Below are 23,832 nucleotides of genomic sequence, written 5' to 3'. Positions count from 1 at the left end.
GCGCCTCAGCTGAGTTCTTGCGCAAGCCCGAGGAGAAGCCCTTCGGGCCCACGGATGTAGCAGAGCCGATACGCGTCCTTATACTGGACGACCTCGCCTACGAGCTGCGCGCCCCGCGCGCTGAGCCTTTCCAGCGTCATGTCGATGTCATCCACGGTGAACATGACGCGGAGATAGCCGAGCGCGTTGACCGGAGCGTTGCGGTGATCTGCGACGATATCAGGCATGAGGAAGCGGGAAAGCTCGAGCCGGCTGTGGCCATCAGGTGTGCGCATCATGGCAATCTCGACGCGTTGATCGCCCAGTCCAGTGATACGTCCGGCCCATTCTCCTTCGATCGTGGCCCGTCCTTCGAGCTCGAGGCCGAGTTCGCCAAAGAAATCAACCGCTGCTGCGAGGTCTTCGACGACGATGCCTACATTGTCCATCCGCTTGAGCGCCATGTTTCCAATCTCCAAAGTGTCGTTGCAATCTACGAGGTGCCGCCTCGTCTGACAAAGGACGTTTGAGGCGCCCCAACACCGACAGCCGTCCGAACCCAATTCGCTGCTGTCCACATCAGAAGCTTGAATCATGGACCGCCTCAAACCACCGCGCCGTTTTCAAACGGTCTCCGAGGCCTGCTGACTGGCCCGGCTCATCGCCGCATGCTAGGGGACGGTTCCTTTCAAACGAGGCAAAGCCGTCATGCTGCCCTGGATACAGCTCGATTCCGCGACCATTCCCGGTGAAAACGGCGAACTGCGATTGAAGCGGCGCGGCGGCGAATTCTCGATCATGCTCGGCGCCAATGAGCTGATGAACAGCCGCCTCAGCGGCTCGGAGGAAGCGCTGGCGACACTTTCCTGGGAGCGGATCAAGGCGCATCCGAAGCCGAGAATCTTGATCGGCGGGCTCGGCATGGGTTTTACCCTGCGCGCCGCCCTGGCAGTTCTTCCCGAAGATGCCGGCGTCACCGTCGCCGAACTGGTGCCTGCTGTCGTTGCCTGGGCCCGCGGCCCGATGACCGAGGTCTTCAAGGGCTGTCTCGACGATCCGCGCGTCGGCATCCATCAGGGCGATGTCGGCGAGGCGATCCGCGCCGGCAAGGCCGCCTATGACGCGATCCTGCTCGACGTCGACAACGGCCCGGATGGGTTGACCCGAAAATCCAACGATCGGCTCTACGATTTCGCCGGCCTTCGCGCCGCCCGCGACGCACTTCGCCCCGGCGGCGCGCTTGCCGTCTGGTCGTCCGGTCCGGATCCGGATTTCACCAGCCGCCTCAAGGACAGCGGTTTTTCCGTCGATGCAGTCAACACCCGCGCCAACGGCAAACGCGGCGGCGCCCGTCACGTCATCTGGCTGGCGGTCAAAGCGACGAGCTGACGGGAGGCCCTGAAGTATTCCTCAGGCGGCGTCCGTCTGCAATTCGCCCTCTTCGCCCTGGCCGCGGAAAGCCTGCAGCATCAGGTTGAGAAGCTCCTTGGTGGGCTCACTACAGGCGAAAAGGTCGTGCCGTATGGCGTCTATGATGTGACGGCCAACACCGGCTTCGTCAGCCTCGGCATAACGAGCGACACGGCCGAGTTCGCGCTGCAGGCAATCCGATGTTGGCGCGAGCGAATGGGATGCGAGCGCTATCCAACAGCAAGCGACCTGACTATTACCGCAGACTGCGGCGGCTCGAATGGTGCGCGCGTGCGGCTGTGGAGGCTCGAGCTGCAAAGGCTCGCCGACGAGACCGGCCTCACCCTCACGTCCACCATTATCCGCCGGGCACATCCAAGTGGAACAGAATAGAGCACCGCCTGTTCTGCATACCACGCAGAACTGGCGCGGCCGACCGCTGACGGATCGTGTCGCAGTGGTGGAGCTGATCGGCGCGACAACGACGAAATCCGGCCTCAAGGTCGAATGCGCACTCGACACCCGCATCGACCAAAAGGGCATCAAGGTCAGCGATGCAGACATGGGGGTTCTCGACATCACCGGCGACCCGTTCCATCCTGAATCGAACTACACAATCAAGCCCCGACGGTCGTAGCAGTTATTGCGCGGAGTGTCCTAATGGCGCAGGATCTTGCTCAGGAAGGCGCGGCTGCGGTCGGTTTTCGGGTTGGCGAAGAATTCATCCGGCGTGCCGCTCTCGACGATCGTGCCGGCATCCATGAACACCACGCGCTGGGCGACCTTGCGGGCAAAACCCATCTCGTGGGTCACCACCATCATGGTCATGCCTTCCTCGGCGACGGCGACCATGACGTCGAGCACTTCCGAGATCATCTCGGGATCGAGCGCCGAGGTCGGCTCGTCGAACAGCATGATTTTGGGGCGCATGGCGAGGCAGCGCGCGATCGCCACACGCTGCTGCTGGCCGCCGGAAAGCTGTGCGGGATAGGCATCGAGCTTGTCGGCAAGGCCGACCTTGGCAAGCAGTTCGCGGCCGGCCTTCTCGGCCTCGGCACGCGGGATCTTGCGCACGTGGATCGGCGCCAGCGTGACGTTCTCCAATGCTGTCTTGTGCGGGTAGAGGTTGAACGACTGAAAAACGAAGCCGATCTCGGTGCGCAGCCGTGTCATGTTGGTAGCGGGATCGCCGAGGCGCTGGCCGTCGACGATCAAATCGCCGTCACGGATCGTCTCCAGACCGTTGATGCAGCGGATCAAGGTGCTCTTTCCCGACCCGGACGGGCCGCAGACGACGACAACTTCGCGCGGCTCGACGCTCAGCGTGATATCCTTGAGCACATTCAGTGGGCCGAACCATTTGTTGACGCCGCGAAACTCGATCATGCTGGTTCAACCTTTCGGATTTTGCGGCGACGTCACAATTGCACCTCGCCATGGCCGGTTCCCATCCGGTGCTCCAGACGGCGGGCGAGCATGATCAGCGGATAGCAAACGATGAAATAGCCGAAGCCGACCAGGAAGAAGACCAGCAGGCCGTTCGGCACTCGCTGCACCACCAGCCAGCCGACCCGGGTGAGGTCGGTGAGCCCGATGGCCGAGACGACGGAAGAATCTTTGATCAGCAGCACATACTGCCCGACCAACGGCGGCAGCACGATGCGCATCGCCTGCGGCAGCACCACCTGACGCATCCGCTGCCAGCGTGACAGACCGGACGCCAGTGCCGCCTCGATCTGACCGATTGGTACCGCGCGGATGCCGGCGGCGACGATCTCGCAGATGAAGCAGGCGGCCAGGTTTGTCAGCGCAATGATGCCGGCGGTGAAGGCGTCGAGCTCGATGCCGAATTCCGGCAGAATGAAGAATATCAGGAAGATCTGGACCAAGAACGGCGTGCCGCGGATCAGGTCGACCCAGGTGCCGATCGCCCCGCTGACCAGCCGGTTGCTGCCGGTTCGAAGGATGCCGAGGCAAAAGCCGATCAACGTACCCAGCACCAAGCTGATCAGCGACAGCATGATGGTCATGCTGAGGCCGCGCAACGCGAGGGGATAGCTGCCGGCGAGGCTTTGCAGCTGCTGCCAAATCATGTCCGCGCTCCTGTTGGTGCCATTCCGAGCCGACGTCCGGACAGCGCCGCCAGCCCCTTAAGAGCGTAATAGAGCAGGAGGTAAAACGCCGCGATGGTGATGAAACCTTCCGCCGGCATGAACCGATCAGAGGCGAGCAGTTGCCCGGCACGCGTCAGTTCGGCGACTGAGATCAACGATAACAACGCCGAATCCTTGACCAGCACGATCGCTTGGCCCAGCAACGGCGGGATCGTTACCTTGAACGCTTGTGGCAGAACGACGAAGCGCATGCGTTGGATATAGGTCATGCCAGAAGCGACGCCCGCCTCCACCTGGCCGCGGGGGATCGACAGGATGCCGGCACGGATGATCTCGGCGACATAGGCGCCGCTATTCAGCGACAAAGCGAGAATGCCGACAACGAGTTCCGGCAGGATGAAGCCGAGCCGGGGCAGGCCGAAATAGAGGAAATAGAGCTGCGCCAGCAATGGCGTGGCACGCACCATGTCGATATAGGCCTTGGTCGGAAGACGAAAAAGCCGGGCGCGCTGCAGGTTCATGGCGGCCAGCACGATGCCAATGGCGAGCGCGCCGGCAAAGGAGAGGAGCGACAGCCACACGGTCGTAATGAGGCCCTGCCCGAACAGGGGCAGATATTCAACGATGGTGCGGAAGCTGAAGTTCTCGAGCATTGCGGGCGGACTACCTCAGGCGGCAAGGGGACGAATTGTCCAGACGGTTCCGCAACGCCGAGGCGCATGCGAAACCGTCCGGGCCATAAAGATGCCTAGATCATGATCCGGATCGATCAGGAGGGTCGAACCTAGTGATCCTTCTTCCAGTCGTCGGAATTGACCCAGTAGTCGAGGTTTTTCTGCAGGCGGCCATCGAGGCTTACCTGGTCCAGAAACTGGTTCATCCAGATCAGGAGGTCCTGCTCGTCATAGCGTGTGGCAAACGCCAGCGGCTCCTTTGACAGCATGTCGGGCATGATGGTGAAGCTGCCGGCCGGATAGGCCGTTGACTGGCCCTTCACTGCCGAGACGTCATTGACGCCGCAATCGGCCTGGCCGTTATTGACAGCATCAAGCAGCAGCGGGCCGCCGCCCTTGTAGCTCTTGATCTCGGCGTCGGGGAAGGCGGCCTTGGCCTCTTTCTCGCCGGTAGCACCCAGGAGCACAGCGATCTTGGTGCCCTTGGCCTTGCAGTCGTTGGTCGAGCCGAACTTGCCACCGGCCTTGGTGAAAACGGTGCTGCCGGTGAACATATATGGTTTGGTGAAGGCGACTTTCATCCCCCGCGCCAGCGTCGGCGTCATGTCGGCAACCAGAAGATCAGCTTTGCCGGATAGCAGCGCCGGAATCAGGCCGTCCCAGTCGAAATCAAGGAAGGTGATCTTCACGCCCATTTCCTTGGCCATCAATTCGGCAAGTTCGACCGAACTGCCGGTCCGTTCACCGGCCTTCCCGACCAGGGAGAAGGGAGGGCCTTGTGTCTGCACCGCAACCCGCAACTCACCGCGCTTGGTGATGTCGTCGAGCGTCCCGGCGTTTGCAGCGGCCGCGATACTTGCGAGCGCAAGTGTTGTGATAAAAAGCTTGGCAATCTTCATCTGGCATTCCTCCCTGTTATCGTTGTCGTTCCCACCCTTGGGTGCCTTTTGAACGGCGGTGCCGTTGCCGGCGGCGACCGCGTTCGAAAATCCTCAATCCCAGCTAACCGTCTCGGAAACCCGGATGCCGCGCCTGGCCAATTCGTCGAAGAAGTGGCCGTCCGGCACATGCATCAGCGGGTTGAGCAGGCCGGGCTCGGCGATTTCGCCGCGCGCCAGCATCTGCGCCACGATGCTGGCGGGATAGCCGACGCCGCGGCTCATGCCGAACAGTCCAGAGGTCAGGTCGCGCGCTATGCTCAGGTCCGATGTCACTGTTTTGCGGCGGCCGCCTTTGCTGCCGGAAAAGACATTGCGCATCACGCAAAGATCCTTCTCGTCGGCGCCATACTGCAATTGGGGACCGAGCATCCGGCCGAGAAATTCGCGCGGGCTGGCGCCAAGGCCAGGCACTTTGTCTTCAGAGAGGAAGCCGAGTTCCTTCAGCGGAGCCCAGAACGCCGACCAGCCCGGCCAGCGCAGCGAATAGCGGCCACTGCGCTGCAGCCCCTTGGCAGAGCCGAGCATGCCGGCATAATGGAGCGCATCGCCATTCGGGAAGGCCTCCAGCCTGCCGAGGCCTGCGACCTCGATCTGATGGATGAAGCGATTGTCGTGTTGCCGGCGGGCCGGCACCTCGACCCGCTCGCCGTCCTCGATCAGCACGCTGTCGCGATTCTGGCTCATCAAAACCATGTCGAAGTTCCAGCTCACCTTGTAGCATAGCGGCTTGGTCATCGCTTTCGGCTCGGGGACGCCGCCGCAATAGGAATCGATGGAGGTGATGGTTTCGAATTGCCGGGCGGCCCGCGCATAGAGCACAAGGTCGATGCCGGGGTCGAGCCCGCATTCGGTCATGATCGAAACGCCCGCTGCCGTAGCCGCGGGAGCGAGATCGGCAATGGCCTTGCCGTAATTGGTGGTGACCAGCGGCGTGCACGTGGCGATCGCCGCCAGCACCGCCTCGCGCATCAGCGGCTGTGGCAAGAGGTCGATGACGGCGTCGGCATCCCTGATCACATCCGCCAGCACCGGACCGATCGGACCTTCCGGCACGACGAAACGTATGCGGGTAAGGTCGGTCAGGCCGCCAAGCCGGGCCGCGCCATCCGGCGCGATATCGACACAGACCACTTGCTCGACACCGTCGCTGGCGACGAGATCGGCGATCGCCGCCCGGCCTTGTAGGCCGAGGCCGCCGAGGACCGCGATCTTCATGCGGTTTCCTTTCGCATATTCTCGTCGGACCAGCAGCCTTCCGGCAGGCTGACCCACTTGTTGCATGCGGCCATGACGACGAAGGTCTCGCTGCGCACGATTTCGCCCGGCTCGCCCGCGCCGGGGATCAGCTCGCTGGTGACACGGTAGAGATCGTCAACATCACCGGCCACGGTCACGTCGACGATAATGTCGAAACGTCCGGTGACCACGCAGGCCGAGTTCACGAAAGGCAGCTCGGAGATGCGCTGCGCCAGTTCCCGTGCGCGGCCGCGTCCCTGCGCATTGATGCCGACGATGGCTGAAATCAATTCGGGGCGCTCGGTCAGGTTCAGCAATCCGACGATCTTGAGCAGGTTGCGGCCCACGAGACCGCGCAGCCGCACGCGCACGGTCGGAACCGAGATCGCCATCTTCTCGGCGAGGCGATTGACGCCAAGCTGCGCATCCTGCGACAGCAGCTTGACCAGTCGCCGGTCGGTCTGATCGAGATGTTCGCGCAAAGGCTCTGTCTTTCATAAATGGAAAGAATTTATGGCTCTTTCTTTCTAATATGAAAAAGAGTTTACGAGATTTCGATCTAAATGCAAGTGTATCGTTGATGCATGAAAAGACAATTGGGGCGATTGCGAAGGGTTGGCCAATGCGTTCCTTTTCGCGCTGTTTAGTCATGCAATAAAATCGAAATACCCATTGAGGGCTTGTGCGTTGGAGTAACCAGCCGAAACTTCGACACGGGAGTCGCGTGATATTTAGTTAAACCGCCTGCTATGACGCTCCCCTTCGTGAACCCTCCGAAAAGCGAAGCGAGGGCCCCGGCGGCTACGAGCTCGAAATCAAGCCGCGCTGAAGGCACTATGCAGCGCGATGGCCGGAAAGCTTTTTTGCGGGAACTGTCAATGAACTCCGAAAATGGATGCTCGTGGCGACCTTTCGATTGTGTCCGTCATTGCGGGACAGGTGCATCGAAACCAACACTGAGCTGACATGAGAGGAGTTTCAGCTGATCGCAGTCTTTACCGGTCCGTGAATTATCGGCTTCCATGTTGGGCTCGCGAAGTTCATAATCGCGAAAGAGCCGTTGGCATTGGAGGCGGTAAATACCCTCTATCCCATAACCCATATGGTCGATCATGTTCAGTTCATGGCGGCGTGAGAAACGGGTTGCAGTAGCGGCGAGGCACCCCTCATGCAGCACATAATCTACGGGCTGGCCCAAGCGCAAAAATACGTGCCCGGAGAGGAACTGTGCAATGGGGGGCGCTCGGATCAGCTGCCCGAAGCGATCCTGCGGGCAGCATTGATGGCGCGGCGGGCGCCGGAGCGCAGTTGCGTGGTCTCGGCGCCGGCAATGACCAGATCGAAGCCGAATTTAAGCAATTCGCCGGCCCGCTCGCCGTCGGCGGCATAGGCGCAGGCGAATTTGCCGTGGGCGCGGCAGCGCGAGACGGCATGCTGCATGGCGCTATCGATCTCCGCGGCGTTCGGCGCCACCTGGTCGCCGTTCGACAGCGCGATCGAAAGGTCGGACGGACCGACGAAGATACCGTCGATGCCGGCAACGCCGAGAATGCCGTCGATCGCCTCGAGCGCCGCCCGGGTTTCGACCATGGCGATGGCGACGGTCAGCGCGTTGGCGTTTTTCAGATAATCGTCGGCGGACAGGCCGGTGTGGTTCAGCGCCAGCGACGGTCCCCAGCTGCGCTCGCCGAGCGGCGGATATTTCGTGGTCCTGACGAAGGCTTGCGCGTCTTCGGCCGAATTGATCATTGGCGCGATGATGCCGGAGGCGCCGGCGTCGAGCAGGCGCGAGGCGGAGGCGAAATCGCCGACCGGTATGCGCGCCAAGGCTGGTTTGCCGGCGAGGCGCACCTGGCCGACGGCGTTTGCTGCCGCCGGCATGTCCCACATACCGTGCTGCATATCCAGTACGACGGCGTCGAAAGCCTCCTGCGCCAGGTGGTTGGCGAGCGTGGCGTCCGGAATACCCACCCAGGCGGAGATCATGCCGCCCTGGTGGTTCCTGATCCGTGCCGCGAAACCGTCGATATCAGCTGCGCTCATGCCATTCTCCTCGATTTCGACAGGCCGCCAACGGCCCTATTTTCACTTCGAGGAATTCTTCGATGCCGAATTCCTGCGAAGCCCTGCACGGTTGCCGGCTCATCCTCGCCGGCGCAGCCGTGAAATCGTTATTGTCACGGCGAGCCCGGCCGCAGCCAGGATGGCTCCCCAGACGATCCAGATGCTTTGGTTGATCATGAAACTGGACGACGGATAGGGAAAATAGCCGCTTCCCTGTGCGACCCAGATCAGTCCCAGGAGGATCATCAGTAGCCCAACGACATATCCGGCAGTTCGCAACATGCTTCGGCCCTTCCGTGTGAATCGATGCCACAATGTCGATCGGCTTCGTTCATGACAAGGCTTCTTTCCCCGCCCGCACATATTCCGGATGCAATACGGCGTCTGGAAGGTCAGGGCCCGTCGGCTTCCTTCACCAGCCAGCTGCTGAGCCTCTCGCTATCGACATTGGCCGATTGCGGCGGGATCAGCCAGTAACCGCGGTCGCGGGACTCGAGCGGCGGCCCGGCTTGCACCAGCATGCGGGCGGAGAGCAGCGTATCGACGAGACCCATCCAGCCGATCGCCACGCCCTGCCCGCTCAGCGCAGCCTGAACGACCAGCGAATAAGTATTGAAGCTTATATCGCCGCGGCCGGCATGGGCGTCGCGAAGGACGGAGAATTCGGTCAGATAACTGCGCCAGTCGAACCAGGGCGATGGCATCGGCGTGTCGAGATGGATTAGAACCGCCTTGGCAAGCTGCCCCGGATCGTCGAACGGGCCATTGCGATCGAGAAAGCCCTGCGTGCAGACCGGCACGACCTTTTCCCGCAGCAGAAGCGTGCCGATGGCGCCGAATTCCGCCCGCGTGCCGAAAACGACCGCAACATCCGCCTCGTCGCGAAAGCCCGCAGCAAACCGCTGCGTCGCGACGATCTGTATATCCGTTTCCGGATGAAGAAGCCGGAAGCCGTCCATGCGCGGGATCAGCCAGAGCGACGAAAAGGCATAGTCGGTTCTCAGCCGGGCGACCGGTCTTTGGGCTTCGGCACGGAAGTTGCGGGCGAGTGCATCGATGTCAGCGACCGCCTTGGCGGCGACCACAAAAAGCCGCTCCCCCGCCGCGGTCAGCTCGACACCGCGATGCTGGCGGCGCAGCAGGTTGACGCCGAATTGCTCTTCCCGCCGGCGGATCTGATAGCTGACGGCAGGCTGCGTGAGGCCAAGGGCGCCGGCCGCCGCCGAAAAGCTGCCGAGCCTTGCGACCTCGACGAAGATGCGCATCCATCCAAGTTCCGGCAGACGATCTGACATAAAGAATCCTTTTGGCATCCATCGAAAAATGTCGCCTTTACAAGCGTAATGATAGAAGCTTTGATAAAACCTTCAAATGACAAAAAGGGAAGCCGCATGGCGCGTCCGAATATTCTCATCCTGATGGTCGATCAGTTGAACGGCACCTTGTTTCCCGATGGGCCTGCCGATTTTCTTCATGCGCCGCACCTGAAATCGTTGGCGGAACGTTCCGTTCGTTTCGCCAATGCCTATACCGCAAGCCCGCTCTGCGCACCGGCACGGGCGTCTTTCATGTCCGGGCAATTGCCGAGCCGAACGCGGGTCTATGACAATGCCGCGGAATTCGCCTCCGACATTCCGACCTACGCGCATCATCTGCGCGCCGCCGGATACCAGACGGCGCTTTCCGGCAAGATGCATTTCGTCGGCCCCGACCAGTTGCATGGCTTCGAGGAGCGCCTGACGACAGACATCTATCCGGCCGACTTCGGCTGGACGCCCGACTACAGCAAGCCCGGCGAGCGCATAGACTGGTGGTATCACAATTTGGGTTCAGTGACCGGCGCCGGCGTTGCCGAGATTACCAACCAGATGGAATATGACGACGAGGTCGCCTACCACGCCAGCCGCAAGCTGTTCGACCTCTCACGCGCCCACGACGGACGCCCCTGGTGCCTGACCGTCAGCTTCACCCATCCGCACGATCCCTATGTCGCGCGCCGCAAATTCTGGGACCTCTACGAGGATTGCCCGGTCCTTGACCCGGCGGTGGCGCCGATTGCCTTCGAGCGACAGGACCCGCACTCGCAGCGCCTGATGAAAGCCTGCGACCATGATGCTTTCGACATCAGCCGCGAACAGATCAGGCGGGCAAGGCAGGGCTATTTCGCCAATATCTCCTATGTCGACGAGAAGATCGGCGAGATTCTCGGTGTGCTGGAACGCAGCCGTATGGCCGAGAACACGATCATCCTGTTCGTTTCCGACCATGGCGACATGCTCGGGGACCGCGGCCTCTGGTTCAAGATGAACTTTTTCGAAGGATCGGCCCGCGTTCCGCTGATGATCTCAGTCCCCGGCTGGACACCCAAGCGCATCGATCAGCCTGTCTCCACTCTCGACGTGACGCCGACGCTGGCGGCTCTTGCCGGCATCGATATCGCCTCATTGAAACCATGGACCGAGGGCGAGGATCTGACGGCACTGGCCGAGGGCATCGGCAGCCGTGGGCCGGTACCGATGGAATATGCCGCCGAAGGTTCCGAAGCACCGCTCGTCTGCATCAGGGACGGTCGATACAAGCTTTCGCTCTGCGATAAAGACCCGCCGATGCTGTTCGATCTCGAAGCCGACCCGAGGGAATTGGACAATCTGGCAGCCGACCCGGTCCATGCCGAAACCTTGGCAGGGCTTGCCGACCAGGCCAGGCGGCGTTGGAACCTTGCCGAATTCGACGCCGCCGTGCGTGAAAGCCAAGCGCGCCGCTGGGTGGTCTACGCAGCGCTGCGCAACGGCGCCTATTATCCCTGGGACTATCAACCGCTGCAGAAGGCCTCGGAACGCTATATGCGCAATCACATGGACCTGAACGTGCTGGAGGAAAGCCAGAGGTTTCCGCGTGAGGAATGAGCGAAAACTGCTTCGGGATCAGGCCGTCCTGCGGGCCGGCGCCTCGCGAAGGAAATCCTCGATGAACTGCTTTTGCAGCAGGATGCCGTCCCATTCGTCGGGAAAAAACGGTGAGTCGTAGATTAGCGTGAAGGGGCCGGCGTAACCGGCCCTTTCGCACATTTCCAGGCACTTGCGGTAATCGTCGGCATCGAGGCCGCCAACACTGTAGTCGGCCTTAGCGTGGCAGATCTCGGCACGGCGCATGATGTCGGCCAGGCCTTCATATTTCGCGGGCGCTGCCCAATTGCCGAGGTCGCCGTTGAGGCCGACCTTGCCGTCCAGCCGGTCCAGCAGCCAGTTCATCTCGACCGGCGACGGCAGCAGGTCGAACCAGTTCTCGACGACGACACGCACGCCGCTGCCTTCCGCTTCGTCTGCCAGCCAGTTCAGGTGTCGGGCGGCGCGGCTAAGATTTTCGTCCGTCGGCGTCTGTTTGCCGGCGATGACGCGCATCCGCTGCGCCCCGAGGGAAGCGGCAGTGTCGATCCACTCCGCCATCCATTTGACGTCGCGTTCGGCTGTCTCGGCATGGCTCGGATCGCCATCCTCGACGAGCAGCGTCTGAAACAGCACGTTCGACGACGCCAGCGCATCGCGCAATTCGCCGAGATAGCCGGCGTCGAGGCTCGGCAGATGGAAGGAACATACCTCAAGCCGGTTGATGCCGCGCGCCGCCAGCGCCGCAGGCATGTCGATCAAGGCCGCCGCGCCAGGGCCATAGGGTTCCCTGGGCGCCGCGCTTTTGTCAGGATCGGGGCTATAGCCGTGGACGGCACCGAGCAGCCGATGCAATGACCACGTCGAAACCGCGAAGCGTCCGTTTTGCATATCCTGCACGTACTTTCCTCCAGCATCTCCTGAGGCCATCAATCGCAACAAAAACCCGGTAGTTCAATGGCCATTTCAGGCGAAATCGCCACGCACGACCGGTTCGGCGGCAAGGGTAACGCCGAGCAGCACCTCATCGCGACGGGCGGTGGCCGAGAGCAGCAGGCCGACCGGCATGCCCGCCTCGCCGGTACCGCAAGGAATGGAAACGCCGCACCAGTCGAGGAAATTGCCGAGCGCGGTGTTGCGCAACGTCTTGTTGTTCGTCGCGAAGAACAGTTCGTCGTCCTGCTCCAACGGACCAATCGGCGGAGCGATATGGGCGACGGTCGGAAAAGCGAGCAGCCGGTGGCCGACAAGGCGCTCGACTTCCGCGATCAGGCGGCTGCGCGCCTCGAGGATCGCCAGGTAATCGGCCAGTGTCGTCCTGCTTCCCAAGCGGGTGCGCATGACGACACGGTGATCCATCCTGTCCGCGTCCGGCCCGGCCAAGCGTTCACGGTGAAGCGCGAAAGCCTCCGCCGTCACCAGCGGACCATATCTCGTCATCAGATCGAAAATCTCGTCGAAGGCGGGAATGACGGCGCGGGCGACATGGACTCCGGCCTTTTGAAGACGTTCCAAAGCTGCCTCGAACGCGGCAATCACGCCCGGTTCGGCCCCGTCGAAAACGACATTCTCGGGCACGAGCAATTCCAGTCCTTGCAGCGGGCGCTCAGCGGCGTCAGGTGCCGTCAGCCCGCGCATCGCCGCATCGATCCAGACTGCGTCCCTGACGGTGCGGCAGAGCGGTCCCAACGAATCCAGGCTCTTTGCCAGCGGATAGACGCCCTCCATCGCGTGACGGCCCCGGGTTGCCTTGTAGCCGACGATGCCGTTCAGGGCGGCGGGAATACGCACTGAGCCGCCGGTATCCGTGCCCATGGCGACCGGCACCAGCCCGGCGGCGACCGCAACACCGGCGCCGGAAGACGAGCCGCCCGGAATGCGCCGGAGGTCGGTGCCGCGTGGATTGACCGGCGTGCCGTAATGCGGATTGATGCCGAGGCCCGAAAAGGCGAATTCGCTCATATTGGTGCGGCCGATAGCGACCATGCCCGCCTGCCTGAGGAAAGCGACGACGGCCGCATCGCGCTCGGCCGGCGCCTCCCCGCCCAGCACGACGGAACCCGCGGTTGTCGGCAGGCCTTCGATGTCGAAAAGATCCTTCCAGGCGATCGGAATGCCATCCAGCAATCCGAGCGAGCGCCCTTCCCGCAAACGCCTGGAGGCGGCGCGCGCCTCATCCATCCCCCGGCTTTCCAGCAGCGTGGTGAAAACGGCTTTGTCGGCGTAATCGGCGATGGATTCGAAGACAGCCTCGGCCACATCGACCGGATCGGCAGCACCACTTTGGATGAGGACGGAAAGCTGCGCGACCGACATCGCGCCGAAAGATTTACTCATGGGACGATCCACAGAAAGATGACCCCCTGGATTACCCCGGATCATTCCGGCGAACCAGAGCTTCACGTTATTTTGCATTTTATTAGTGCGATTTTCTGAACACTGAGTTTGCAGAATGCCCCTTCAATTGCCGCGATCGAAGACACACATGATGCACGCATGCAGAGCAGGTCCATAGTTTACTCTCGAGAGACCGGCGCCGCATGTGTTGCAGGAGTATTTAGAAATGACAGATTGTGAAGCTTTGAGCCGTCGCCAGGATATGGTGACCCATCATGTGAAAGAGGACGAAACCGCCGGCGCAGGCGAGCGCGACTATGTTGACCATGTCAGCGCTCAGAAGCTGTCGGCCTTCGAGCGCCTGGTCGTCGTCGGCGCATTGGTTCTGTTGAGCTTTGCGGGTTTTGCCGCATACTCTTCCGGCAATACGGACCCAATGACGACATCGGCCATTGCCGCCCCCGCGGACGACAACACGCCGCATCATCAGCCTTACGGCCATTGCCGTGAGAGCAGCCCCTATGCTGAGAGGGTCTGCTGACAGCAGGCCTATTTCGCCGGGCAAAAACGCGTTTCGCCGGGCATGGAGACCTTGGCCCAGGCTGCATCGACAGCAGAAAAAGGGAAAAGGACCATGGCCGGTGATATCGATTACAATCTCGACCGCTTCATCGATGCCCAGAACGGCATTTACGAACAAGCGCTCTCCGAGCTGAAAGCCGGGCGCAAAACGTCCCATTGGATGTGGTTCATCTTCCCGCAGATCGCCGGTCTCGGCACGTCGGCAATGGCCGAAAAATATGCGATCCGCTCGGCTGAGGAAGCCGCCGCCTATCTTGCCGACCCCATTCTCTCAAGCCGGCTGCTGCGCTGCGTCGAGGCGATTTTGTCGGTCGACGGCCGATCGGCGCATGAGATCCTCGGTTCACCCGACGACCTGAAGCTGCGATCCTCGATGACCTTGTTTTCCGCGATCAGCGACCATGGCTCGCCCTTTCACCGAATGATCGAGCATTTCTATCAAGGGAAATTCGACGAACGGACGATGGAAATCCTCCGGACTTAGAACAGGTAGATTTTAGGCCCGGTCGGCCCAATGTCGTCCGAGACCGCCCACAGTTTCGGCATCATGCTCTAGCTCTCTAATTTAGAACAGGATTCAGATTTTAGGCCGACCGGGCCTGAAATCATCCTGTTCTAGCGGCCCGGCCTGCTTCCAGCGCAGCTATCTCGTCGGAGATTTCGCTCAGCCGCTGACGCAGATCGTTGTCGGTGCCGTCATCGACTTCTTCCTCGCCGAAACAATAGCGGGCGTCGTGAAGCTCCAGCTTGGCCTCGAGCTCGGCGCGTTTGGCATATAGGCGCTTGAGATAGACGTAGTTCATCTCCCGGTCTCCACTTGTCCTCCGGTTATGGATGAACGGTGTGAGAGCGGTAAGGTTCCCGAAGGATTGTTCAGGCGAAAGAAGCGATCGCCGCGTTGCAGGCCTTGGCGAAATGACCGCAGCAGCCGGCAGCACCCATGGCCTGGCGGCTGACACGCGCCCCCTCGAGCAGCAACGTCAACGTATCGGCAAGAAGCTCAGGCTCGCGCGCATCGGCCGCCGAACAGAGGGCGGCCAGGCGATCGCGCTGTTCGGCTTTGTGCCGTTCGATCATCTCGTGGGCGGGATGGCCCTCGCCCTTCAGCTCGATGGCGGCATTGGCGAGATCGCAACCGGCGGGCTCGCCGTTCAGACATTGCGCCCGCGTTTCCACCCAAGCATACAGCTGAGCGCGCGGATTGCCGGGACAGGCCGTCTCCAGCTCGCGCCAGATCGCACCCGCCTTTTCCGAGGCGCGGCGCAGCGTCTCGCAGACGAGTTCGTCCTTCGAGCCAAAATGCCGGTAGAGCGTCATCTTGTTGGTCAGAGCCGCGTCGGCGATGGCATCGACGCCGATGCCGCGGATGCCGCGCTCGCGGAAAAGCTCCGACGCGGTCGAGACGATACGCTCCCGCGGCGGGATGCGATCTTCTGGAACGGCTGCGGAGGTTTCATTCGAAGTTTCTGATTTTTTTGCGGACGTAGTCCTTGACATCAATGTGACCGATCGGTAACAAATGCATTGTTACTTACCGGTAACACCACGAAACGCGAAAGTCAATGTCGAGAACACGGCAGCGGAAAGTGGAACACGGGCGACCGCCCACGAAAGGAGGACAACCATGAGAAAGACCAGAGACGACCTGACGATATCCGAAGCCCTTCGCGACCCCCTGATCGCCATGGTGTTGCGCGCCGACGGCGTGAAGCTTGAAGATTTCAAGCAACTCCTGGAGACGGCCGCCGGTAAACGCGAACCGCGCTCGACCTCAGTGGGCAACATGATCGGAGCGCTCGCAAGCCGCGCCAATCTTCCGGCGATGCCCTGCTTCGGCTGAACAATCCGCTTGAAAATTTCGGGGGATCTTTCCCTGCCCCCGTCAAGGGCTGCCGTCATAAAGAGGCGGCGGCCCTTGCTGCTTGATCGTAATGCCCGGAAAGCGCCCGGAGCGTCGCCGCCACGGCCGATGTCGCCGCGGCATCGAGCCCGACCCCCTTCATAGACTCCACCAGCAGCGCCTCTCGCACCGCCCGGTATTTCAGGCAGGTTTCAACGCCCTTTTCGGTGGCGGCGATCAGTTTCTCCTTGCCTGCCCGAGCGCTTGTCACGAGGCCGCGCCTTTCCAGCTTCTTGATCGCGTAGATCACCAGATGTGTATCCTCGACGCCGAGCACACTGCAGAGATCGCCGAGCCGCTTCGGCCGCTGCCTGTGGGCCACCGAATGCAGCACCAGCACGTCGATTGCAGCACAGCCGGGCTCGCCCGCCGCCGTCATGCAGCGGACCATCCAGCGATCGAAGGCATTGCCGGCGAGGATCAGGCCGAATTCCAGCTCCGAAAGAGCCGGCAGCGCTCCATCTGCCAGATGTGCGGAGGAGACGATCGGCCCGATTTCCTGTCGCCCGCGCTGATCTGCCATGTCGCCCCTCCATGATTTCGAGAAGATAACGTTGACATTTTATCGATAAATCGTCAATAAATTTTCAGTTCAATGGGAGGCCGGATGATGGGCAGACAGTGGGATTTCTGGGTCGATCGCGGCGGCACTTTCACCGATATCGTCGCGCGCCGTCCCGACGGTTCGCTCACCGCCCACAAGCTGCTCTCGGAAAATCCGGAAGCCTATCGCGACCCGGCGGTGCACGGGATCCGTGAGCTGCTTGGTGTGACAGCCGGCCAGCCAATCCCTTCCGAGCTTATCGGTGCGGTGAAAATGGGAACGACGGTCGCCACCAATGCGCTTTTGGAACGCAAGGGCGATCCGACCCTGCTGGTGACGACGAAGGGCTTTCGCGATGCGCTGGAGATCGGCTACCAGGCCCGCGCCGATATCTTCGCCAAGAAGATCGTCAAACCAGAACTGCTCTATGCCGACGTTATCGAGGCCGAGGAGCGCGTGCTGGCGGACGGCACGGTGGAACGCGTCCTCGATGAACATGTCTTGCGGCAAGCACTGGAAGCCGCCTATACCAACGGCCTGCGCGCCGTTGCCATCGTCTTCATGCATGCCTACCGCTACCCCCAGCATGAGCAGCAGGCCGCCGCCATCGCGCACGCGATCGGCTTCACGCAGATCTCGCCGTCGCACGTGGTTTCACCGCTAATCAAGCTCGTCGGCCGCGGCGACACTGCCGTCGTCGACGCCTATCTGTCACCGGTTCTTCGGCGCTATGTCGATCAGGTCGCCGCCGAACTCGGCACCGTCGAGGGAGAAGGTCCGAAGCTGATGTTCATGCAGTCCTCCGGCGGGCTGACCGATGCGCATCTCTTCCAGGGAAAGGACGCGATCCTCTCGGGCCCCGCCGGCGGGGTGGTGGGCGCGGTCGAGGTCTCGCGCATCGCCGGTTTCATCAAGATGATCGGCTTCGACATGGGCGGCACCTCAACCGACGTCTCGCATTACGACGGTGAACTGGAACGCGCCTTCGAGACCGAAGTCGCCGGCGTGCGGATGCGCGCGCCGATGATGAAGATCCATACCGTCGCTGCCGGCGGCGGTTCGATCTTGAGCTATGACGGTTCGCGCTTCCGCGTCGGCCCTGAATCGGCCGGTGCGACACCCGGCCCGATATCCTATCGGCGCGGCGGCCCGCTCACCGTTACCGATGCCAACATCATGGCCGGCAAGCTGCTGCCGGAATTCTTCCCTGAAATCTTCGGCCCGTTGCAGGACCTGCCGCTCGATGCCGAGACAGTGCGCGCCGCCTTCGCCGAAATGGCGCAGACGATCGGCGGCGGGCGGACGGCGGAAGATGTCGCCGACGGTTTTCTCGCCATCGCCGTCGAGAACATGGCCAACGCCATCAAGAAGATCTCCGTCCAGCGCGGTTATGACGTTTCGGACTATGCGCTCACCTGCTTCGGCGGTGCCGGCGGCCAGCATGCCTGCCTCGTCGCCGACAGCCTCGGCATGAAGACCGTGCTGATCCACCCCTTCTCCGGCATTCTCTCGGCCTATGGCATGGGTCTTGCCGATATCCGCGCCACGCGCCAGCGCGCGGTGCTGACGGAACTCGCCGCAGCGTTGATGACGATCGCCGACGTCCGGGCCGGGTTGGCCGAGGAGGTGCGCGAGGAGTTGACGCTGCAGGGTGTCGAGGCTGCCGACATGGAGATCGTCACCCGGCTGCACCTGCAATACAAAGGCACCGACACCGCCCTGCCCGTCGCCTTCGGGCCGCAGGAGGAAATGGCGCAGGCCTTTGCCGCCGCCCATAAGAAGCAGTTCGGCTTCATCTTCGAAGACCGGCCTGTTGTCGTCGATTCCATCGAGGTCGAGGGCATTGGCGGCGGCGCCGACATCGAGGAGGCGGACATACAGGCGGAAGCCTTCGAGCCGGAAGCCCTGCGCACAACCCGCTTCTATTCCGGCGGAACATGGCGCGAAGCCGGCATTTTCAGGCGCGACGGGCTGAAGCCGGGCGCCGTCCTCAAGGGCCCCGCCCTCATCATCGAACCGCATCAGACGATCGTTGTCGAAGCCGGCTGGCAGGCACGGCTTACCGGCCACGACCATATCGTGCTCACCCGCGAGATCCCGCTGTCGCGCAATGCGGCGATCGGCACCAGCGCCGATCCGGTCATGCTCGAAGTCTTCAACAATCTGTTCATGGCGATCGCCGAGCAGATGGGGGTGACGCTGCAGAACACTGCTCATTCGGTCAACATCAAGGAGCGGCTCGATTTCTCCTGCGCCGTCTTCGACCGCACCGGCGCGCTCGTCGCCAATGCGCCGCATATGCCGGTGCATCTCGGCTCGATGGACCGGTCGGTCGAAACGATCATCCGCCTCAATGAAGGCCGCATCCGCCCGGGCGACGTCTTCGCGCTCAACGCTCCCTACAATGGCGGCACGCATCTGCCCGACATCACCGTCGTCACGCCTGTTTTCGACGATCCGGGCGAAGTCATCCTCTTCTACGTCGCCTCGCGCGGTCATCATGCCGATATCGGCGGCAAGGCGCCGGGCTCGATGACGCCGAGGGCGACGAAGGTCGACGAGGAAGGCGTGCTGATCGACAATTTCCTGCTGGTCGACGAAGGCCGTTTCCGTGAGGGCGACTTCGCAGCGATGCTGCAGGACCATCCCTACCCTGCCCGCAATCCGGCCCAGAACGTCGCCGACGTCAAGGCGCAGATCGCCGCCAACGAAAAGGGCGTGCAGGAATTGCGCAAGATGGTCTCCCATTTCGGGCTCGACGTCGTCGAGGCGTATATGGGCCATGTGCAGGACAATGCCGAAGAGAGCGTCCGCCGGGTGATCGCCCGTCTGAGCGACAGCGAATTCACCTATCCCACCGACCAGGGCGCCGTCATCAAGGTGAAGATCACCGTCGACAGAAAAGCGCGTGAGGCGACGGTCGATTTCACCGGCACGAGCGAGCAGCAGCCGACCAATTTCAATGCGCCGGAACCAGTGACGCGCGCCGCCGTGCTTTATGTCTTCCGGGTCATGGTCGAGCAGCCGATCCCGATGAATGCCGGCTGCCTGCGGCCGATCCGGATCATCGTGCCCGATGGCTCGATGCTGCGTCCGGCCTATCCGGCCGCCGTCGTCGCCGGCAATGTCGAGACCAGCCAGCATGTGACCAATGCGCTGTTCGGGGCGCTCGGAACGCTGGCGGCAGCGCAGGGCTCGATGAACAACCTGACCTTCGGCAACGCCGTTTATCAATATTACGAGACGATCTGCGCCGGCGGACCAGCCGGTCTGCTCAACGACGGCACCGGCTTCAGCGGCGCCGATGGTGTGCACACCCATATGACCAACTCACGGCTGACCGATCCTGAGGTGCTGGAATTCCGTTTTCCCGTCGTGCTCGAAGATTTCCACATCCGCCGCGGCTCCGGCGGCAAGGGAAAGTATAGCTCCGGCGGCGGAACTGAGCGCAGCATCCGCTTCCTTGAGATGATGGATTGCAGCATTCTCTCCTCGCATCGCATGATCCGGCCGTTCGGCCTCTTCGGCGGGGAAGACGGGCAATTGGGAAAAACCGAGATCCGTCGCGCGGACGGCAATGTCGAAAGGCTGGAGGGCGCTGACCAGGCAATGCTCGCCGCCGGCGACGCCGTGATCGTCACGACACCGACCGGCGGTGGCTACGGCAAGACATAGGTGCACTTGACGCCACAGCCAACTTTTGCCGCGTGCAGGACTGTAAGATCGTTTGGCTGTTCTCCTCCGACCCCAAGCAAGAAGACACTTTCTGGGGCAAATAAGGCGCCGAGCCGCGACCAACGGACCGAAAGCGTCGCTGCCCGTACCACGTTCACTTTCAAGGAAATAGTGAGCTCGGCACGCTGCCGCGACAGGAGAGGCCCTCAATCAAGCCCGTGGCTTCGGTCATATCCATTCAACGCGCGCGTCTTCCAATTCAATGGATAGCCTGCTGGTTTGAAGACTTCAACGATTAGGGGATAGCAGGCGGCCATGTCAGAGGAATGGACGGTAGAGCAGTCGCCTCCGGGGCATGCGGATATGCAGCCTAAAAGATCGATCTCGGCGAAGAATTCGAGGTAATCATTCGGCCGCACAGGGCTTGCCTTCATGAAGTACTGTCCGGTGTCGCGCGAAAATCCGGTGCACATGAAGACGTTCAGAACATCATGAACATGCAGTTCCGCTTCATTGATCGGAAGACCAGTTCTCTGTGCTAAGGCGCGGGTCAGGTTGGAGTGGCAGCAATAATGGTACTGCCCGCCGTCGCTCAGTAGGTTGTGGGTGTAAGGGTCACAACGTGTACCGATGACGTCGTGGACTGACCCGCCGAATTCGTCAAAACCATACCAATCGAGGGTATCGTGAGTTATGGTTGCGATCGGCCGGAGGTAGGGGAAGTTGGAAAAAAGCTGATCGCCAACGCCCACATGCGTCCCATTCAGGGCGCGCGTCTTGCCGCTGTAAAAGCGCTCGCCAATGTTCTTCAGGTTGAACAGGTTCAGATCGCCAACCTGCGCGCCCTCGGAACAAATGATCCTGCAGAAATGACCAGCGGGGACCTCCCACGTTGCAGCATCGCGCGGTGGGACGGTCACTCGATCAACGAGCTCCAACGCATCACGAAGCGTCCGATAGGCAGATAAGTCGGGGCGTGGCAGCGTGTCTGTCGGATAGCAGATGACGGGTTTAATCGCTTTCCGTACATCGGCATCGGCGGGAGCGGTGGTCATCGAGGTGGTTTTCATGTTGACGATCTCATACGGCTGAATTGTTTGGCAGGGACGATGGCAAGTCAGCACCGTCTAGACCAGTCGTTCATAGCTATGAAGTGACAAAGTCGGATCCGAAGCGGATTTCCCCACGCTGAAACTGAATAGCCCTCGCCAAGCGCCAGAGTTGGCAATTGCGAGGGCGAATTGAAGCAGGCCGACTAATGGGTGTCGGCCGGAATGTAATCGATTCCATTCGGATAATAGACGAAAAACACGCAGTCTTCGGGACCCATACACTTGTTGACGCCTTTGCCGGCCGGCACCAGGTCGAGCCCGGTTGTATCGTCATAAGAGCTTCTGCCCCTCCAGCATTTCGAACCATTGCTCTGACGTGGTAACCTGCCTCGACAAGTTTTTGAGCGACAGGGCACCCTGCGGGCCGGAGAGTTTATCCGCAAATCCTACCGAAGGTGGAACCGAACTCGGACGGGCTGGCGCTCCCGGCCAATGATTCCGCAGCGTAAGCGATGCAGATGGCGGATCGGGGTTCCGTCCTAGAGAATTGGTTTGCCGCCGGTGACCGCGATTGTCGCGCCGGAGACATAGCTCGACAAGGGATCGGCCAGCATCACATAGGTCGTCGCCAGTTCGGCCGGCTGGCCGGGCCGTTTCATCGGCACCTGCTTGCCGAAACTGCTGACGCTTTCCTCTGGCAGGGTCGACGGAATGAGCGGCGTCCAGATTGGGCCCGGCGCCACCGCATTGGCGCGAATGCCTTTCTCCGCCAGAAGCTGGGCGAGCCCGGCCGTGAAATTCTGGATCGCGCCCTTGGTCGTCGCATATGCAAGCAGGGTCGGGTTCGGGCTGTCCGAATTGATCGACGCGGTGTTGATGATGGAACTGCCGGGCTTCATATGGGGAACGGCCGCCTTGGTCAGGTAGAACATCGCATGGATATTGACCCTGAAGGTCAGTTCCCACTCCTCATCGCTGATCTCGTCGATACTCTTGAAGCTCGCCTGATGCGCCGCATTGTTGACCAGAATGTCGATCCCACCAAGCTCCTTAACCGCCGTTTCGACGATCTGCCGGCAGTGGGCGGGATCCTGAATGTCGCCACTGACGAGCAAAGCCTTGCGCCCGGCCTGCTCGACCAGCCGTTTGGTCTCGTCGGCGTCCTCGTCCTCATCGAGATAGGAGATCAAAAGGTCGGCGCCTTCCCGGGCATAGGCGATCGCCACCGCCCGGCCGATACCGCTATCGCCGCCGGTGATGATCGCCCGCTTGCCCTTCAGCCGCTCGGACCCGCGATAGCTTTTTTCGCCGTGGTCGGGAACGGGGTCCATCTGTGCGGTGAAACCCGGCATCGGCTGCTTCTGGGATGGGAAAGGCGGTGTTGGATAATTCGTCATGATGATCTCCTGGTTCGGGATCAAACTCAGGCTGCGGCTTGTTGTTCCAAGTTTATGGCGGAGGTCCAGACGACCCCCCGCTGTGACATCCGCCCACACGATCAACCTACAAAATTTTGCGATTTGCCACAGCGACCGCTATGCCATAGTAATGTAACAGAATAGCAGTTTTAACGAGGTGCATGGAATTGGACGGAAAGACATCACCCGCAGTTTACACCGAAGACGAGGCCCATGCCGACGACGTCGCCAGCAAGGGTGCGCGGCGCGCCCGCGTCAGCGGCATCGATCGTGCGCTCCAAGTAATCGATCATCTTTATGAGACCGGCTCGCCTGCCGGCGTCTATGCGATCGCCAAGGCGGTGAAAGCGCCGCTGTCGACCGTTTACGTCATCGTCGACGATCTGGTCGAGAAGAACATGCTGACGCGCCAGGCGGACGGCTCGATCTGGCTCGGCGCCCGGCTCTATCATTACGGCCTCGCCTATGCCCGCTCGCTGGATTTCATGAGCATCGCCACCCACGAGATGCACGATCTCTGTCGCCAGGCCGGCGAAACCGTGCAGGTCTGCGGCCGCGACGGCGACTATATGCTGGTGCTTGCCATGGCCGACGGCCCGAGCCATTTCCAGGTGGCGTCCCGCGTCGGTACCCGCGTGCCGCTGAACTGGACGGCGTCTGGCCGCCTGCTCACCGGCCACCTGCCGGAGGAGGAGCGCATCGAGCTATTCAAGCGCTGCGCCCGCTCGTCACCGACCGGCCGCGCCGAGATCGATCCGAGCACCCTGTCGGAAGCCGCCGGCAAGGCCTTCGAGGCGCGCCTGTCGATCCAGGCGGGAGAATCGGATTATGCGGTTGCCTGCATCGCCTCGCCGATCTGCGACCGCGACGGCCAATGCGTCGCCACCATTTCCATCGTGCTGCCGGAACAGAAGGCCTTTTCCGACGAAAATCACTATACCACGCATGTGCGCAGTTCGGCGGAGCGGATCGAAAAGCTGATGGGCTGGCGCAACCGCTGAGCGCTTCGCTCATCGGCGGA

Annotated in this window: 26 protein-coding genes; 9 read left to right on the top strand and 17 right to left on the bottom strand. The window is 61.6% G+C overall.

What is annotated here, in order from left to right:
• Positions 1–5 precede the first annotated feature (5 nt).
• Positions 6–443 carry a VOC family protein gene (locus J3O30_RS27865; protein ID WP_207585225.1) on the bottom strand — a complete coding sequence of 146 codons (438 nt, stop codon included), beginning with the start codon at positions 441–443 and terminating at the stop codon, positions 6–8.
• A gap of 244 nt (positions 444–687) precedes the next feature.
• On the opposite strand from J3O30_RS27865, the gene J3O30_RS27860 reads away from it, so the two are divergent.
• The 3 genes from J3O30_RS27860 (at position 688) to J3O30_RS33645 (ending at position 2,026) form a co-directional block, all read left to right on the top strand.
• Positions 688–1,368, top strand: coding sequence for a hypothetical protein (locus J3O30_RS27860; RefSeq protein ID WP_207585224.1), 681 nt, complete (start codon positions 688–690; stop codon positions 1,366–1,368).
• A 126-nt stretch (positions 1,369–1,494) separates the two neighbouring features.
• Positions 1,495–1,782 carry a hypothetical protein gene (locus tag J3O30_RS33650; RefSeq protein WP_207585223.1) on the top strand — a complete coding sequence of 96 codons (288 nt, stop codon included), beginning with the start codon at positions 1,495–1,497 and terminating at the stop codon, positions 1,780–1,782.
• Positions 1,769–2,026 carry a hypothetical protein gene (locus J3O30_RS33645; protein ID WP_207585222.1) on the top strand — a complete coding sequence of 86 codons (258 nt, stop codon included), beginning with the start codon at positions 1,769–1,771 and terminating at the stop codon, positions 2,024–2,026. Before J3O30_RS33650 ends, J3O30_RS33645 begins: the two co-directional genes overlap by 14 nt.
• A 20-nt stretch (positions 2,027–2,046) precedes the next feature.
• On the opposite strand, the gene J3O30_RS27845 is transcribed toward J3O30_RS33645, so the two are convergent.
• The 9 genes from J3O30_RS27845 to J3O30_RS27805 all read right to left on the bottom strand — a co-directional run bounded on the left by J3O30_RS27845 (position 2,047) and on the right by J3O30_RS27805 (position 9,713).
• Complete coding sequence (locus J3O30_RS27845; RefSeq protein ID WP_207585221.1) at positions 2,047–2,775, bottom strand: amino acid ABC transporter ATP-binding protein; 729 nt, start codon at positions 2,773–2,775, stop codon at positions 2,047–2,049.
• A gap of 32 nt (positions 2,776–2,807) precedes the next feature.
• Entirely contained in the window at positions 2,808–3,482 is a 675-nt protein-coding gene (locus J3O30_RS27840) for an amino acid ABC transporter permease (RefSeq protein ID WP_207585220.1), read from the bottom strand.
• On the bottom strand, positions 3,479–4,156 hold the full coding sequence (locus J3O30_RS27835) for an amino acid ABC transporter permease (protein ID WP_207585219.1): 678 nt from the start codon (positions 4,154–4,156) through the stop codon (positions 3,479–3,481). Before J3O30_RS27835 ends, J3O30_RS27840 begins: the two co-directional genes overlap by 4 nt.
• A gap of 131 nt (positions 4,157–4,287) precedes the next feature.
• Positions 4,288–5,076, bottom strand: a complete 789-nt coding sequence (locus J3O30_RS27830; protein WP_207585218.1) for an ABC transporter substrate-binding protein — start codon at positions 5,074–5,076, stop codon at positions 4,288–4,290.
• Positions 5,077–5,169: 93 nt separating this feature from the next.
• A complete protein-coding gene (locus tag J3O30_RS27825) occupies positions 5,170–6,333 on the bottom strand; it encodes a saccharopine dehydrogenase C-terminal domain-containing protein (protein WP_207585217.1) in 1,164 nt (387 codons plus the stop codon).
• Positions 6,330–6,836, bottom strand: a complete 507-nt coding sequence (locus J3O30_RS27820; RefSeq protein WP_207585216.1) for an Lrp/AsnC family transcriptional regulator — start codon at positions 6,834–6,836, stop codon at positions 6,330–6,332. The genes J3O30_RS27825 and J3O30_RS27820 overlap by 4 nt, the downstream gene beginning before the upstream one ends.
• A 766-nt stretch (positions 6,837–7,602) precedes the next feature.
• Positions 7,603–8,397 carry an aldolase/citrate lyase family protein gene (locus tag J3O30_RS27815; RefSeq protein ID WP_207585215.1) on the bottom strand — a complete coding sequence of 265 codons (795 nt, stop codon included), beginning with the start codon at positions 8,395–8,397 and terminating at the stop codon, positions 7,603–7,605.
• A gap of 99 nt (positions 8,398–8,496) precedes the next feature.
• Positions 8,497–8,700, bottom strand: a complete 204-nt coding sequence (locus J3O30_RS27810) for a hypothetical protein (RefSeq protein WP_207585214.1) — start codon at positions 8,698–8,700, stop codon at positions 8,497–8,499.
• A 110-nt stretch (positions 8,701–8,810) separates the two neighbouring features.
• A complete protein-coding gene (locus J3O30_RS27805; RefSeq protein WP_207585213.1) occupies positions 8,811–9,713 on the bottom strand; it encodes a LysR family transcriptional regulator in 903 nt (300 codons plus the stop codon).
• A gap of 96 nt (positions 9,714–9,809) precedes the next feature.
• Here J3O30_RS27805 and betC point away from each other — a divergent pair, with 96 nt between their 5' ends.
• Positions 9,810–11,324, top strand: a complete 1,515-nt coding sequence (gene betC, locus J3O30_RS27800) for a choline-sulfatase (protein ID WP_207585212.1) — start codon at positions 9,810–9,812, stop codon at positions 11,322–11,324.
• A gap of 18 nt (positions 11,325–11,342) precedes the next feature.
• Here betC and J3O30_RS27795 read toward each other — a convergent pair whose 3' ends face one another.
• Both J3O30_RS27795 and J3O30_RS27790 read right to left on the bottom strand, forming a co-directional pair.
• Positions 11,343–12,203, bottom strand: a complete 861-nt coding sequence (locus tag J3O30_RS27795) for a TIM barrel protein (RefSeq protein ID WP_207585211.1) — start codon at positions 12,201–12,203, stop codon at positions 11,343–11,345.
• A 66-nt stretch (positions 12,204–12,269) separates the two neighbouring features.
• Complete coding sequence (locus tag J3O30_RS27790) at positions 12,270–13,640, bottom strand: amidase (protein WP_207585210.1); 1,371 nt, start codon at positions 13,638–13,640, stop codon at positions 12,270–12,272.
• A 262-nt stretch (positions 13,641–13,902) separates the two neighbouring features.
• Here J3O30_RS27790 and J3O30_RS27785 point away from each other — a divergent pair, with 262 nt between their 5' ends.
• Together J3O30_RS27785 and J3O30_RS27780 are read left to right on the top strand one after the other, a co-directional pair.
• Entirely contained in the window at positions 13,903–14,181 is a 279-nt protein-coding gene (locus tag J3O30_RS27785) for a hypothetical protein (protein WP_207585629.1), read from the top strand.
• Between the two features lie 93 nt (positions 14,182–14,274).
• Positions 14,275–14,706, top strand: a complete 432-nt coding sequence (locus tag J3O30_RS27780; protein WP_207585209.1) for a DUF1810 domain-containing protein — start codon at positions 14,275–14,277, stop codon at positions 14,704–14,706.
• 121 nt (positions 14,707–14,827) lie between these two features.
• Here J3O30_RS27780 and J3O30_RS27775 read toward each other — a convergent pair whose 3' ends face one another.
• A complete protein-coding gene (locus J3O30_RS27775) occupies positions 14,828–15,025 on the bottom strand; it encodes a hypothetical protein (RefSeq protein WP_207585208.1) in 198 nt (65 codons plus the stop codon).
• 70 nt (positions 15,026–15,095) lie between these two features.
• Positions 15,096–15,719 carry a TetR/AcrR family transcriptional regulator gene (locus J3O30_RS27770; RefSeq protein WP_207585619.1) on the bottom strand — a complete coding sequence of 208 codons (624 nt, stop codon included), beginning with the start codon at positions 15,717–15,719 and terminating at the stop codon, positions 15,096–15,098.
• 127 nt (positions 15,720–15,846) lie between these two features.
• Between J3O30_RS27770 and J3O30_RS27765 the strand changes: the two genes are divergently transcribed.
• Positions 15,847–16,062 carry a hypothetical protein gene (locus J3O30_RS27765; protein WP_007627616.1) on the top strand — a complete coding sequence of 72 codons (216 nt, stop codon included), beginning with the start codon at positions 15,847–15,849 and terminating at the stop codon, positions 16,060–16,062.
• A 55-nt stretch (positions 16,063–16,117) separates the two neighbouring features.
• Here J3O30_RS27765 and J3O30_RS27760 read toward each other — a convergent pair whose 3' ends face one another.
• Positions 16,118–16,645, bottom strand: coding sequence for a winged helix DNA-binding protein (locus tag J3O30_RS27760; protein WP_207585618.1), 528 nt, complete (start codon positions 16,643–16,645; stop codon positions 16,118–16,120).
• A gap of 87 nt (positions 16,646–16,732) precedes the next feature.
• On the opposite strand from J3O30_RS27760, the gene J3O30_RS27755 reads away from it, so the two are divergent.
• On the top strand, positions 16,733–20,341 hold the full coding sequence (locus tag J3O30_RS27755) for a hydantoinase B/oxoprolinase family protein (protein ID WP_207585628.1): 3,609 nt from the start codon (positions 16,733–16,735) through the stop codon (positions 20,339–20,341).
• Between the two features lie 206 nt (positions 20,342–20,547).
• Here the strand turns inward: J3O30_RS27755 and J3O30_RS27750 are convergent, their stop codons facing one another.
• Positions 20,548–21,411, bottom strand: a complete 864-nt coding sequence (locus tag J3O30_RS27750) for a DUF1989 domain-containing protein (protein WP_207585617.1) — start codon at positions 21,409–21,411, stop codon at positions 20,548–20,550.
• 521 nt (positions 21,412–21,932) lie between these two features.
• Positions 21,933–22,790 (bottom strand): SDR family oxidoreductase, encoded by an 858-nt coding sequence (locus J3O30_RS27745; RefSeq protein ID WP_207585616.1) that lies wholly within the window; start codon positions 22,788–22,790, stop codon positions 21,933–21,935.
• A 182-nt stretch (positions 22,791–22,972) separates the two neighbouring features.
• On the opposite strand from J3O30_RS27745, the gene J3O30_RS27740 reads away from it, so the two are divergent.
• Complete coding sequence (locus J3O30_RS27740; protein WP_207585615.1) at positions 22,973–23,812, top strand: IclR family transcriptional regulator; 840 nt, start codon at positions 22,973–22,975, stop codon at positions 23,810–23,812.
• The last annotated feature ends 20 nt before the right edge of the window (positions 23,813–23,832 follow it).

This window comes from Rhizobium sp. NZLR1 (assembly GCF_017357385.1).
Taxonomy (GTDB): Bacteria; Pseudomonadota; Alphaproteobacteria; order Rhizobiales; family Rhizobiaceae; genus Rhizobium.
The sequence above is the reverse complement of the archived record's forward strand: the minus strand, read 5'-3'. Positions and strand labels throughout refer to the sequence as shown.